The sequence below is a fragment of the Rhodanobacter sp. DHB23 genome (genome assembly GCF_014842975.1).
In the GTDB taxonomy this organism is placed as follows: Bacteria; Pseudomonadota; Gammaproteobacteria; order Xanthomonadales; family Rhodanobacteraceae; genus Rhodanobacter_A.
The window spans coordinates 540,011-553,077 of the sequence record NZ_JACYXK010000028.1; the positions used below are offsets into that span (position 1 = coordinate 540,011).

12 protein-coding genes and 1 tRNA gene are annotated in these 13,067 nt (G+C 70.9%); 7 read left to right on the forward strand and 6 right to left on the reverse strand.

The window, feature by feature from the left end; genetic code table 11:
* Positions 1 to 85 precede the first annotated feature (85 nt).
* The 6 genes from IHE47_RS14380 to IHE47_RS14405 are packed head-to-tail and all read left to right on the forward strand — an operon-like array spanning position 86 to position 6,170.
* Entirely contained in the window at positions 86 to 1,027 is a 942-nt protein-coding gene (locus IHE47_RS14380) for a 4-hydroxyproline epimerase (RefSeq protein ID WP_192106990.1), read from the forward strand.
* Entirely contained in the window at positions 1,024 to 2,136 is a 1,113-nt protein-coding gene (locus IHE47_RS14385; protein WP_192106991.1) for an FAD-dependent oxidoreductase, read from the forward strand. Before IHE47_RS14380 ends, IHE47_RS14385 begins: the two co-directional genes overlap by 4 nt.
* Complete coding sequence (locus tag IHE47_RS14390; RefSeq protein ID WP_192106993.1) at positions 2,133 to 2,381, forward strand: (2Fe-2S)-binding protein; 249 nt, start codon at positions 2,133 to 2,135, stop codon at positions 2,379 to 2,381. The genes IHE47_RS14385 and IHE47_RS14390 overlap by 4 nt, the downstream gene beginning before the upstream one ends.
* On the forward strand, positions 2,374 to 3,648 hold the full coding sequence (locus tag IHE47_RS14395) for an FAD/NAD(P)-binding oxidoreductase (RefSeq protein ID WP_192106995.1): 1,275 nt from the start codon (positions 2,374 to 2,376) through the stop codon (positions 3,646 to 3,648). The genes IHE47_RS14390 and IHE47_RS14395 overlap by 8 nt, the downstream gene beginning before the upstream one ends.
* A gap of 22 nt (positions 3,649 to 3,670) precedes the next feature.
* The gene (locus IHE47_RS14400) at positions 3,671 to 4,576 is read left to right on the forward strand and encodes a dihydrodipicolinate synthase family protein (RefSeq protein ID WP_192106997.1); all 906 of its coding nucleotides are present in this window, start codon (positions 3,671 to 3,673) and stop codon (positions 4,574 to 4,576) included.
* A 1-nt stretch (position 4,577) separates the two neighbouring features.
* The gene (locus tag IHE47_RS14405) at positions 4,578 to 6,170 is read left to right on the forward strand and encodes an aldehyde dehydrogenase family protein (protein WP_192106999.1); all 1,593 of its coding nucleotides are present in this window, start codon (positions 4,578 to 4,580) and stop codon (positions 6,168 to 6,170) included.
* A gap of 56 nt (positions 6,171 to 6,226) precedes the next feature.
* On the opposite strand, the gene IHE47_RS14410 is transcribed toward IHE47_RS14405, so the two are convergent.
* The 3 genes from IHE47_RS14410 to IHE47_RS14420 all read right to left on the reverse strand — a co-directional run bounded on the left by IHE47_RS14410 (position 6,227) and on the right by IHE47_RS14420 (position 7,879).
* A tRNA-Ser gene (locus IHE47_RS14410) sits at positions 6,227 to 6,319 on the reverse strand.
* 79 nt (positions 6,320 to 6,398) lie between these two features.
* A complete protein-coding gene (locus IHE47_RS14415; RefSeq protein WP_192107001.1) occupies positions 6,399 to 7,157 on the reverse strand; it encodes an MBL fold metallo-hydrolase in 759 nt (252 codons plus the stop codon).
* Positions 7,154 to 7,879, reverse strand: a complete 726-nt coding sequence (locus IHE47_RS14420) for a 3-deoxy-D-manno-octulosonic acid kinase (protein WP_192107003.1) — start codon at positions 7,877 to 7,879, stop codon at positions 7,154 to 7,156. The genes IHE47_RS14415 and IHE47_RS14420 overlap by 4 nt, the downstream gene beginning before the upstream one ends.
* Before the next feature lie 39 nt (positions 7,880 to 7,918).
* On the opposite strand from IHE47_RS14420, the gene IHE47_RS14425 reads away from it, so the two are divergent.
* Positions 7,919 to 8,962: a glycosyltransferase family 9 protein gene (locus IHE47_RS14425; protein WP_192107005.1), complete on the forward strand. Its 1,044-nt coding sequence runs from the start codon at positions 7,919 to 7,921 to the stop codon at positions 8,960 to 8,962.
* Positions 8,963 to 9,084: 122 nt separating this feature from the next.
* Here the strand turns inward: IHE47_RS14425 and IHE47_RS14430 are convergent, their stop codons facing one another.
* The 3 genes from IHE47_RS14430 to hisS all read right to left on the reverse strand — a co-directional run bounded on the left by IHE47_RS14430 (position 9,085) and on the right by hisS (position 12,933).
* Entirely contained in the window at positions 9,085 to 9,483 is a 399-nt protein-coding gene (locus tag IHE47_RS14430; protein WP_192107007.1) for a DUF6165 family protein, read from the reverse strand.
* A gap of 14 nt (positions 9,484 to 9,497) precedes the next feature.
* The gene (locus IHE47_RS14435) at positions 9,498 to 11,396 is read right to left on the reverse strand and encodes an aromatic amino acid ammonia-lyase (RefSeq protein ID WP_192107009.1); all 1,899 of its coding nucleotides are present in this window, start codon (positions 11,394 to 11,396) and stop codon (positions 9,498 to 9,500) included.
* Between the two features lie 163 nt (positions 11,397 to 11,559).
* A complete protein-coding gene (hisS, locus tag IHE47_RS14440) occupies positions 11,560 to 12,933 on the reverse strand; it encodes a histidine--tRNA ligase (protein ID WP_192107011.1) in 1,374 nt (457 codons plus the stop codon).
* Between the last annotated feature and the right edge of the window lie 134 nt (positions 12,934 to 13,067).

A 13,067-nucleotide genomic window follows, 5' to 3' on the forward strand; every position in this document is an offset into this window, starting at 1 on the left:
GGCACATCGCATTTATGCCGAATTCCGCATCGCGTATCGGCAAGCTTCTCTAGACCCCGCAGCCCCTGCAAGCGAGCATGCAGCCATGCCCACACTCGATTTCATCGACTCCCACACCGGCGGCGAACCCACCCGGGTGATCCTGTCCGGTTTCCCCGATCTCGGCGCCGGTTCGCCGGCGGATCGCCTGCGCGTGTTCCGCGGGCAATACGACCAGTGGCGCCAGGCGATCGCCTGCGAGCCGCGCGGCTCGGACACCATGGTGGGCGCCCTGCTGCTGCCGCCCACGACGCCCGCCGCCTGCGCCGGCGTGATCTATTTCAACAACGTCGGCTACCTCGGCATGTGCGGCCACGGCACCATCGGGCTGATCCGCACCCTGCAGCACCTCGGCCGGCTGTCGCCAGGCCAGCATAGTCTGGAAACGCCGGTCGGCACGGTCGGCGTGATCCTGCACGACGACGGCCGCGTCTCGGTGGAGAACGTGGAGAGCTACCGCCACCTGCACGATGTCGCGCTGGACGTGCCCGGCCATGGCGTGGTGCGCGGCGACGTGGCGTGGGGCGGCAACTGGTTCTTCATCACCCGCGACACACCGTTGCCGTTGACGCTGGCCAACCAGCGCGCGCTCACCGCCTATTCCGAGGCGATCCGCGCCGCGCTGGAGCAGGCCGGCATCACCGGCGCCGACGGCGCCGAGATCGACCACATCGAGATCAACGAGCACGGCGACCAGGCCGGTGCCGACGCGCGCAACTTCGTGCTGTGCCCCGGCATGGCCTACGACCGCTCGCCCTGCGGCACCGGCACCAGCGCCAAGCTGGCCTGCCTCGCCGCCGACGGCGCGCTGGCGCCCGGCCAGGTCTGGCGGCAGGCCGGCATCCTGGGCAGCGTGTTCGAGGCGCAGTACCAGCCCGGCGCGCGCGGCGTGCTGCCGCGCATCACCGGCAGCGCCCACGTCACCATGCAGGGCCGGTTGCTGATCGACGACGCCGATCCGCTGACCTGGGGCATAGGCGCGGCGTGAGCGGCGACGTGCTCATCGTCGTCGGCGCCGGCATCGTCGGCGCGGCCTGCGCGGAACGCGCCAGCGCCGAGGGTTTCGACGTCACCCTGGTCGAGCCCGGCACGGTCGGCGGCGGCGCCACCGCGGCGGCGATGGGGCATCTGATCGCGATGGACGACGACCCCGCCGAACTGGCGCTCTCGCATTACTCGCTCGGCCTGTGGAACTCACTGGCCGACCTGCCGCAGGCGCAGTTCAGCCGTTGCGGCACGCTGTGGGTGGCCGCCGACGAACGCGAACTGGCCGGCGTGCCCGCCAAGCTCGAACGCCTGGCCGCGGTCGGCATCCACGCCGAAGCGGTGGACAGTGCGGCGCTCTACCAGTTGGAGCCGGCGCTGGCACCCCGCCTCGCCGGCGGCATGCTGGTGCCGCGCGACGCCGTGGTGTACGGGCCGGCCGTGGCCATGCACCTGGTCGAATGCGCGCAGGCGCGCGGGGCACGGCTGCTGCGCGATCGCGCGCTGCGCCTCACCCGCGACGGCGTCGAGCTGCACGGCGGCCGGACTTTGCGCGGCACCGTGCTGGTCGCCACCGGCTGCGCCCTGCGCGAGCTGCTGCCGGCCCTGCCGATGCGCGCGCGCAAGGGACACCTGGTGATCACCCAGCGCTACCCGGGACTGCTGCGGCACCAGACCCTGGAACTCGGCTATGCCGACAGCGCGCACGGCAGCGACGACAGCAGCGTGGCCTTCAACGTGCAGCCGCGACCGACCGGGCAGATCCTGATCGGTTCCTCGCGCGAATTCGACGACGCGATGGATCCTGCCGTGTCGATGCCCATGCTGCGCCGCATGCTCGAGCGCAGCTTCCGCTACCTGCCCGCATTGCGCGGACTGGACGCGCTGCGCGTGTGGACCGGCTTCCGCCCGACCAGCATCGACGGGCGGCCCTACATCGGCCGCGTGCCCGGCATGGAACACGCGTGGGTCGCCGCCGGCCACGAAGGCCTGGGCATCACCACCGCCCTGGGCACCGCGTGCCTGCTGCTGGACCAGTTGCTGCAGCGCCCCACCGCCATCGACGCCGCACCGTTCGACCCGGCGCGCCTCGCAGCCACGGTGGCCGCATGAACGACGCGACGGTCCGCATCACGGTGAACGGCCAGCCGGTCGAGGTGGCGGAAGGCTGCAGCGTGGCGGCGGCCATCGCCCGCCTCGGCGTACCGTTCCGTCGCTCGGTGCGCGGCGAACCGCGCCAGCCCTTGTGCGGCATGGGCGTGTGTTTCGAATGCCGCGTGTGCATCGACGGCGTCGCCGGACAACGCGCGTGCATGCTTCAGGCGCGTACCGGCATGCAGGTGGTCACCGATGGCTGAGCGCTACGACGTGCTGGTCGTCGGCGCCGGCCCCGCCGGGCTGGCGGCCGCCCAGGCCGCCGCCGGGCAAGGCGCGCGCGTGGCCGTGCTCGACGCGCAGCCGCGCGCAGGCGGACAGGTCTGGCGCCACGACGTGCGCCACGCGCCATCGGCCGCGGCGGCACGGGGCATCCACGACGGCTTGAAGCCACCCATCGAATGGCTGGCCGGTACCAGCGTGGTCGCCGCCCAGGGCGATGCCCTGCTGGTGCAGACGCCGCAGGCCGCGCGATGGCTGCACTACGGCAACCTGGTGCTCGCCACCGGCGCACGCGAACTGCTGCTGCCCTTCCCCGGCTGGACGCTGCCCGGCGTGGTCGGCGCCGGCGCCGCGCAGGCCCTGGCCAAGCAGGGCTGGCCGCTGGCCGGCAAGCGCGTGGTGGTGGCCGGCAGCGGCCCGCTGCTGCTCGCCGCCGCGACCACGTTGCGGGCGCATGGCGCCCACGTGGTCGCCATCTGCGAGCAGGCGGAGGCCTCGGCGTTGCGCGGCTTCGCCGCCGGCCTGTGGCGCTGGCCGGGCAAGCTGCTGCAGGCAGGGCGACTGCGCCTGCAACTGGCTGGCGTGCCCTATCGCGGCGGCACCGTGGTGCAACGCGCCCTGCCCGCCGCGGACGGCTGCCTGCTGCGCGCCGTTGGGATCGCAGGCCCGCGCGGCACCGAACGACTCGCCTGCGACATGCTGGCCGTCGGCTATGGCCTGATCCCGAACATGGAACTGGCGCGCCTGCTCGGCTGCGCCACGCAAGCGTTCGGCGCGCACGCCGCCGTGCAGGTGGACGCGCGCCAGCACACCAGCCTCGATCACGTGTACGCCGCCGGCGAAGCCTGCGGCATCGGCGGCGTCGATTGCGCACGCATCGAAGGCGCCATCGCCGGGCTCGCCGCGGCCGGCGCCGCGGTTCCCGCCGGACTGCTGCGCCGACGCGGCCATGCCCGCGCCTTCGCCGCCGCGTTGCGGCGCACGTTCGCCCTGCGTCCGCAGGTGCATGCGCTGGCCAGCGCGGACACCCTCGTCTGCCGCTGCGAGGACGTGACGCTGGGCATGCTCGATGGCCATGCGGATTTCCGCAGCGCCAAGCTCGCCACCCGCTGCGGCATGGGCGCCTGCCAGGGACGCATCTGCGGCGCCGCGCTGGCCGAACTCGGCCGCTTCCCGCATGCCGGCAGCCGCCCGCCGCTGTTCCCTGCCCGCCTTTCCACCCTGGCCCACGCCGAACCCGCTTCCTGACCTTCCCACCAAGGACCAAACGATGAGCAAGACTTCCCTCTGGCACGGCGTCATCCCCGCCATCACCACGCCGTTCACCGCCGACGGCCAGGTCGACCACGGCTTCCTCGCGCGCCACGCCAACCAGATGATCGACGCCGGCTGCACCGGCATCGTGCCGCTGGGTTCGCTGGGCGAGGCGGCCACGCTGGACTTCGACGAGAAAGTCGCCATCGTGCACACCCTGGTGAAGGCGCTGGCCGGCCGCGCGCCGGTGATCCCGGGCATCGCCTCGCTGTCCACCGACGAGGCGGTGCGGCTGGCCAGGGCATGCCAGGAAGCCGGCGCCAGCGGCCTGATGGTGCTGCCGGTCTACGTGTATTCCAGCGACTGGCGCGAGATGGGCGCGCATGCCCGCGCCGTGCTCGGCGCCACCGACCTGCCCTGCCTGCTCTACAACAACCCGGTGGCCTACAAGACCGACATCACGCCCGCGCAGATGGCCGAGCTGGCCGCCGAGTTCCCGAACCTGCAGGCGGTGAAGGAATCCTCCGCCGACGTGCGCCGCTTCGCCGGCATCCAGGCCCTGCTGGGCAACCGGCTGCAGTTGCTGGTGGGCATGGACGACGCCATCGTCGAGGGCATCGCGATGGGCGCCACCGGCTGGATCGCCGGCCTGGTGAATGCCTTCCCGCAGGAATCGGTGCGGTTGTTCGAACAGGCCCGCACCGGCGGCTACGCAACGGCCAAGCCGCTGTACGACTGGTTCCTGCCGCTGCTGCGCCTGGACACCGTGCCGACCTTCGTGCAGCTCATCAAGCTGGTGCAGGAGCAGGCCGGCATGGGCAGCGAACGCGTGCGCGCGCCGCGCCTGCCGGTGGCCGGCGCCGAGCGCGAGCATGCGCTGCAGGTGATCGGGCACGCGCTCGCCAACCGCCCGGCCGCCTGACATGGGCGCGCTCGAATCCGTGCTGATCGACGGCGCCTGGCGGCCGTCGATCGACCCGCAGGGCAGCTTCCGCGCCAGCGATCCCGCGCGGGCCGAACCTATCGGCCCGCATTTCCCGGTCAGCGGCCCCGCCGACGTGGAAGCCGCCGTGCAGGCGGCGGCCCGCGTGGCCGCCGAACTGGCCGCCACGCCCGCCGCACGCATCGCCGGTTTCCTCGAGGCCTATGCCGATGCCATCGCCGCGGACGGCGACGCACTGGTCGCGCTGGCGCATGCCGAAACCGCGTTGCCGGTGGAGCCGCGCCTGCGCTCCGGCGAACTGCCGCGCACCGTCGACCAGTTGCGCCAGGCCGCGCGCGCCGTGCGCAACCACGCGTGGACCGATCCGGTGATCGACAGCAAGGCCGGCCTGCGCACGCACCGCGCCCCGCTGGGCAAGCCGGTGCTGGTGTTCGGTCCCAACAACTTCCCGTTCGCCTTCAACGCCGTCGCCGGCAGCGATTTCGCCTCGGCGCTGGCCGCGCGCAATCCGGTGATCGCCAAGGCGCACCCGCTGCACGCGGCCACCTGCCAGCGGCTGGCGACGCTGGCGCATCGCGCCTTGCTGGCCAGCGGCCTGCCGGCCGCCGCGGTGCAGATGCTCTACCGCTTCGACTCCGCCACCGGCCTCAAGCTGGCCGGCGATGCGCGGCTGGGCGCGATCGGCTTCACCGGCGGCCGGCATGGCGGCCTGGCGCTGAAGGCCGCCGCGGACAAGGCCGGCGTGCCGTTCTACGCCGAGCTGTCCAGCGTGAACCCGGTCTTCCTGCTGCCCGGCGCGCTGGCCCAGCATGGCGGCGAGGCGCTGGCGCAGGAGTTCTTCGCCTCCTGCACGATGGGCAGCGGCCAGTTCTGCACCAACCCCGGCGTGGTGATCGTGCCGACCGATGCCGCCGCGGGCCGCGCCTTCCTCGATGCCGCGGTCGCGCTGTTCGAAGCCGGCGCGCCGAAGATCCTGTTCTCGCGCGACGGCCAGCACGGCGTCGAACGCGCCGTCGCGACGCTGCGCGAAGCCGGCGCCCAGGTGCTCGCGGGCGGCGATCCCGGCGCAGGCGAAGGCTTCCGCTACCGTCCCACCCTGCTGGGCGTGGACGCCGCCGACTTCCTGCGCAACGCCGCAGCCCTGCAGACCGAGGCGTTCGGGCCGGTGAGCCTGGTCGTGCGCACGTCCGGCCTTGCGGACAGGGTGGCCGTGGCCGCCGCGTTCGAGGGCAACCTCACCGGCACGATGTACCGCGCCGACGACGGCGGCGACGACGCGGCCTGGCAGGCCATCGCCGCGGAACTGCGCCCCCGCGTCGGCCGCCTGATCGCCAGCAAGATGCCCACCGGCGTCGCGGTGAGCCCCGCGATGAACCACGGCGGCCCGTTCCCCGCCACCGGCCACCCGAGCTTCACCGCCGTGGGCATGCCCGCGGCGATCCACCGCTTCACTGCCCTGCACTGCCACGACGGCGTGCCGGACGCGCTGCTGCCGGTGGAGTTGCGCAACCGCAACCCCGGCGGCGTGCAGCGGCTGGTGGACGGGCAATGGAGCACGGCGGACATCGGCTAGCCGACCGGCCGGAATGCAAAAAGCCCCGCATCGCGGGGCTTCTTGTTTCGATCAATTGGCGGAGAGAGCGGGATTCGAACCCGCGATACGGGGATAAGCCGTATACACACTTTCCAGGCGTGCTCCTTCAACCACTCGGACATCTCTCCGCACGCAAACTGTCCACGACCCGCAACCGCGGGTGGTGAAGAGGCGAAAGGATACCGGCCACCACGGCCACTGACAAGCTCAGCCGGCATCCGCACGTGGCGGCAACGGCGCCGGCAGGGCGATGCGCTGCCCCGTGACGGCGACACGGTAGCCACGTTCCGCCAGTGCGGCGCCATCGGCCGCGCTGCCGTAGTGGTAGAGCAGCAGGCGTGCGCGCAATGCCGCGTCGTACTCGCGTTCGACGTCGGCGACGCCGGTATGCGACGGATTGCCGTGCAGGCCGCAGTCGTGCGCGACCAGCGCCTCACCGCCGGCGTATCGGCCCAGCGCTTCGGGAATCGGCCGCGTGTCGCCGGTGTAGGCGAAGCTGCCAGCCAGGGCGAGGCCGAACGCGGTGTCGGGTCGGTGGTGGCGCGTGGCGAACACGTCGAACCACAGGCCGTCCAGCCAGAAGCCGCGCGTACACGGCACCAGGCGGAACGCCTCCCAGTAGTTCGCGCCGCCCTCGGCGAGCACGCCGGGATAGTCGGCCACGCGCGCCTGCAGCCACGGCACCAGGGCGGCGTGGCAGAACACCCGGATGTTCCCGCGCAGCGCCTCGTCGAACCACGCGCGGGTGAACAAGCGCTCCATGCCGCCGATGTGGTCCATGTGCGTGTGCGTGATGTAGATCGCGCGCGGCAGGTCGCCGTAGGCGGCGCGGTAGCGGTCCAGCGTGTCCGGCCCGCAGTCGACCAGCAGCAGCGGTTCGCCGTCGCGTTCCAGCACGACCGCCGACGAGCCCAGCTCCACCGCGTGCGCCGCGCCCGTCCCGAGAAAGTGCAGATGCCAGTTCATGCGCCGAACGTCGCCTCGTAGGCTTCGATGAGGGGTGTCCACACGGTCGCGCGGAACGCCGCTTCACCCTGCGCGGCGGCGCCGAGCTTGAGCAGCGAGCGGTGCAGCCGTGCAAGGTTGGCGAGCCGCCATGCCTCGGCCGGTGCGCGCAGGCGCCCGCGGTCGAAGTCGATCAGGTACAGCGCCGCGGGCGCGACCAGCACATTGTGCGCATTGAGGTCGGCATGCCAGATGCCGGCGCGATGGAAGCGCGCCACCAGCGTGCCCGCTTCGCGCGCCAGTTCCGCATCGAGGCGTCCGGCGGCGAGGCATTCGGCGAGTGTCAGCGCGTCCCCGATACGTCGCGTGATGAGGTCGGCGCGATAGAACAGGCCATGCCGTCGGTAACGCGCGGCCACTGCGGCAGGCCCCGGCAAACCCAGCCGCGCGATCTCGGCCAGCAGGCGGAATTCGGCGAAGCAGCGCGTGGCATCCGCGCCGCGCCAGAGATAGCTGTCCCCCAGCAGCTTCGCCACCATGCCGCCGCGGCGGTAATGCCGCAGCACGCACTCGCCGGCCGGCGTGGCGATGACCTGCACGCCACCGCGGCCGCCCGCTTGCGCACGCAACGCACCGCGTTCGCGCCAGCGCTCCGGCGCGAACCAGTCGGCATCGACTTGTGGCGAGGCCGCGGCGTCGAACAGAATCGCGCCATCGGCCTCTTCGCGCAGTTGCTCTTGCATCGGTGAGGGTGCGTCTTTCGTAACGTCCGGCGATTCTACATGTCCCCTCCTGATTCCATCTGCCTGCTGCGCACCTCGGCCATCGGCGACGTCACCCACGTGGTGCCGCTGCTGCGCACGCTGCAGGCGGCCTGGCCGCAGGCCCGGCTCGCCTGGGTCGTGGGCAAGCTGGAGCGCAGGCTGGTCGGCGACCTGCCCGGCGTGGACTTCGTCACCTTCGACAAGGCGGCCGGCTGGTCCGGCATGCGCGAAGTGTGGTCGACGCTGCGCGGCCGGCGCTTCGATGCGCTGCTGCAGATGCAGGTGGCGTTGCGCTCCAACCTGCTGAGCCTGGGCATCGGGGCGGACCGGCGCATCGGCTACGACGCGGCGCGCGCGAAGGACCTGCACGGCCTCGTCGTCAACGAACGCATCCCCGCACGCAGCGGCGAGCACGTGCTCGATGCGATCGGCAGCTTCTGCGAACCGCTGGGACTGAAGCAGACCGCGGTGCGCTGGGACATCCCGATTCCCGATGAAGCCCACGCCTGGGCCGCGGAACAACTGCCGGGCGACACGCCCACGCTGCTGGTCAGCCCCAGCTCCAGCCACACGCTGCGCAACTGGTGCCCGGAGCGCTACGCGGCGGTGATGGAGCATGCCGCCGAGCGCGGCTGGCGCGTGGCGCTGGTGGGCGGCCCTTCGGCCAGCGAGCGCGCAATGGCCGATGCGGTGCTTGCCGCATGCAAACAGGCGCCGCTCGACCTCACCGGCAAGGACACACTGAAGAAATTGCTGGCCCTGCTCGGTCGCGCGCAGCTGCTGCTGACGCCGGATTCCGGCCCCATGCACATGGCCAACGCGGTGGGCACCAAGGTGCTAGGCCTGCACGCGGCGAGCAATCCGAACCGGTCGGGACCCTATTCCGACCGCCGCTGGTGCGTGGACAAGTACGACGAGGCCGCGCGCCGCTTCCTCGGCAAGCCGGCCAGCGAACTGGCCTGGGGCACGAAGATCGAGAAACCCGGGGTGATGGACCTGATCGCGGTGGACGACGTAATCGAACGCTTCGAGGCCGCCGCGAGTCATCTCGGCCTGGCCTGAAAGCCCCTCTCCCATCGGGAGAGGGATTGGGGTGAGGGTTCGGCGAAATCTCGACGCCACGCTCCGCCCGTACCCTCACCCGCCTGCCGGCACCCTCTCCCAAAGGGAGAGGGAACGACACATCAAACGGCGCGGTAATCCTGGTAGGACTTCTCTTCGACCAGCTGCGAGCCGAGCTTCACGTTGATCTCGCGCTTCACTGCCGCGCGCTCGTCGTTCCTGAAATACACCGAACGCGCCAGCTCGACGAACTCGGCGTCGAAGGCCTGCGCCTTTTCCTTGAGGCGGATGTCGTCCTCGATCACCCACAGCGCCTCGTTCACCGCGAGCAGGCGCGCGCGCTCGGCGCGGATATCGACCTTCGAGGCGGGGTGCGCTTCCCACGTGGCGTTGAGCAGGTCGAGCTCGGTGCGCACGTTGGCCAGCTTGGCGGGATCGCCGATGCGCTGCGACTTGATCTCGAGGATGGTGATCTTGTCGATCAGCTCGCCGTAGGACACCGGGGTCTGGATCAGGCTCATGTCGTACTCCAAGTTCAGGCGGCGTGGGCAGGATGGAAAGCACCCTGGCGCACGAGTTCGCAGATGGTGCGCACGTCGCCGTCCAGCGCGCGGTCGCGATGCAGGAAGGCGATGCTCTTGCGCAGCGTGGCGTGGGCGCGGCGCACGTCATTGCCGGCGTGGAAATCGCTGCTGGCGGCCAGCGCCTCGGCCAGCTGGCGCGCCTCGGCGACGAACTGCTCGTGGTGCGGCTGGCCTTCGCGCGGTGCATTCGACACCTTCGCCGCCAGCGCCTGCCAGCCACCGCGCTGCGCGAGGCGACGCGCGGCGTTGAGCATTTCCTGGCGGTAATCCAGCGCCTGCGCCGCGGTGTACAGCTCCAGCGCGATCACGTGGCTCAGGTCTTCGATCATCTCCAGCACGTGGCGCGCCTCGTTGGCGCCCATCGAGACGTGGTCCTCGGCGTTGGCGCTGGTCGGCACCGAATACACGCTGGCCGGATGCGCGCGCGTGGCGAGGTCGTTGACCAGCGCCGCGGCGGTGTACTGCACGATCATGAAGCCGGAATCGGTGCCGTCCTCGTTGCCGCTGAGGAAGGCCGGCAGGCCGTCGTTGGTGGCCGGGTCGACCAGCTTGTTGAGGCGGCGCTCCGAGATCGAGGCCAGCACCGGGATCGCCGCCTTCACGTAGCTCATCGCCAGCGCCAGCGGCATGCCGTGGAAGTGGCCGGCGGAGATCACCTGCTCCTCGATGAAGCGCGCGCCCTCGGCATCGGGGAAGATCAGCGGGTTGTCGGTGACCGCGTTCAGTTCGATGTCGAACACGCGGCAGGCCTGCGCCCACGCGTCGCGCACCGCGCCATGCACCTGCGGCATGCAGCGCAGGCAATAGGCGTCCTGCGGCTGGTGCTTCTTGCCGCCCTTGAACGGCAGGAAGCGCGCGTAGAACGCCTCGCGGCCGTGGCGCTGGTTGGCCGGCACCCAGTCCCAGCCGATGTCGAAGCTGAGCGCCTGGTCGTCCGGCTCGCTCCACGATTCGACCGTCCACGGCTTGAAGCGCGGCACGAGGTGATAGGGAATGTCGAGCAGGGTCGAACCCTGCAGCACTTCGCGCACGTGCGCGGCCACCGCCACCTGCCCCGGATGCGGGCGCAGCTCGTGCACTTCGGGTCGCAGCGCGCCGCTGCGGCCGGCGAAGGCGTCCAGCGTCATCCCCGCGGCGAGATCAGCGGCGTCGAGCAGGCGCTCCAGGTCATGCAGCGCCAGCGTGCCGGTGGCCAGCATCTGCGCGGTGCCGTTGTTGAGCGCCAGGCCTTCCTTGAACGACAGGCGCACGGGATCCAGGCCCGCGCGCTTCAGCGCCTCGCCGCCCGGCAGACGCTCGCCTCCGTAGAACGCCTCGCCGCCGCCCAGCAGCACGATGGCCAGGTGCGAAAGCGGCGCGAGGTCGCCGCTGGCGCCCACCGAACCCTTCTCCGGCACCACCGGCACCACGCCCGCATTGAGCATCGCGGTGAGCGCTTCCAGCGTCTGCACGCGAATACCCGAGTGGCCGCGCATCAGGGTGTTGATGCGGATGACGAGCATCGCGCGCACCACGTCCGCGCCGAACGGCTTGCCCACGCACACCGCGTGGGTGGTGATCAGGTTGTGCTGCAGCTCCTCCAGCAGCGTGCCTTTCGGCACCTCGGTGCGGCTGCCCGGCAACTCGTCGCGCACGCGGTGCGCGCCCAGCAGCTTGTCGGCGTTGCTGCCGAAGCCGGTGGTGACGCCATAGGTCGGCTCGCCGCAATTGACCTTGTCGGCGAGGAAATCCGCCGCGCGCTGCACGCGCTCCAGCTGCTTCGCATCCAGCGCGACCTTCGCGCCCTCGCGCGCCACCGCCACCAGCTGCGCCCGGGTGAGGCTACTACCGTCGAGAATAATCTTGTCCACTACCGTCTCGTCCTATGTGCTTTCTCCCATCGGGGGAGGGGCCGGGGGTGAGGGTTCGGACTTGCCGCAACATTGCGCTTCGACCGAACCCTCACCCGGCTATCGCCACCCTCTCCCGATGGGAGAGGGATTCACTCAGCCGTTCTTTCGTAAAAATGCGACCTCAACCCATCGCCGCCGCTTGCTCCAATTCCACCCGCAGCGTCTTGACCAGCTCGCCGCGCGCCACCTCGAACTGGTCGCCGCGGCGCAAGTCCTTCACCGTGACCACGCCCTTGGCCAGCTCGTCCTCGCCCAGCACCACGGCGAAACGGATGCCGGCGCGGTCGGCGTACTTGAACTGCTTGCCCAGCTTGCCGCCTTCCAGCACCACCTCGGTGGCGATGCCGGCGCCGCGCAGCTCGCCGGCCAGCGCGAGGTAGGCGGGCAACTGCGCCTCGTCCATCTGCGTGACCAGCACGTCCACCGTGCTCTGCGCGGTGCCGACCAGGCCGGCCTCGCGCAGCTGCCAGTACAGGCGACTGAGGCCGATGGAGATGCCCACGCCCGGCAGGTGCGACTTGGTGTACTGGCCGGCGAGGTTCTCGTAGCGCCCGCCCGAGCAGATCGAGCCGATCTGCGGATGCTCGTTGAGCGTGGTCTCGTAGACGGTGCCGGTGTAGTAGTCCAGTCCGCGCGCGATGGAGAAGTTCAGCACGAAGTGCGATTCCGGCACGCCGAAGGCGTGGATCAGGCCCAGCACCTCCTTCAGCTCCGCGCGGCCCTGTTCCAGCGCCTCGCTGCCCGAACCCAGCGCGTCGAGCTTGTCGAACGCATCCTGCAGCGAGGTCGAACGCCCCTGCGAGAAGTCGAGGATCTTCTGCGCCGTTTCCGCGCCCAGGCCGAATTGCGGGCCGGTGAGGGTGTCACGCAGGTAATCCGCGCCGCGCTTGTCGAGCTTGTCCACTTCGCGCAGCACCAGCGTCTGCATCTCGCCATCGACGATGCCCAGGCTTTCGTAGAAGCCGCGGATCAGCTTGCGGTTGTTGATCTGGATGGTGAACGCGCCGATGTCCAGCTCGCGGAACACGCTGTAGATCACCGCCGGCAGCTCGGCGTCGTAACGCACCGACAGGCTGTCCTTGCCGATCACGTCGATGTCGCACTGGTAGAACTCGCGGAAGCGGCCGCGCTGCGCGCGCTCGCCGCGGTATACGCGCTGCATCTGGTAGCGTCGGAACGGGAAGCTCAGCTCGCGCTCGTGCTCGGCCACGTAGCGCGCCAGCGGCACGGTGAGGTCGAAGCGCAGCGCCAGGTCGGGCTTCTCGCCCTGCTCCAGCGCGCCGGTCGACTGCACGAAGTACACCTGCCGCTCGGTCTCGCCGCCGGTCTTGGTGAGCAGCACGTCGGCGTACTCGATCACCGGCGTTTCCACCGGCAGGAAACCGAAGCGCTCGTAATTGCGGCGGATGGTGTCGAGCATGCGCTGGAACGCGATCTGGTCGAGCGGCAGCAGCTCGAGCACGCCGGGCATGGTGCGGGCCTGGGTAAGCGCCATGGAAACCTCTGTGGGCGGGGATGGAATCGCCACGTGGCGACAGCCGCCAAGATTAACAGATGGCCCCACGGCCTCCGCGGTCCGCCGGGATGGCGGCGGCACCTGTTGCCAAGCCCCGTCGTCGCCACTAAGAT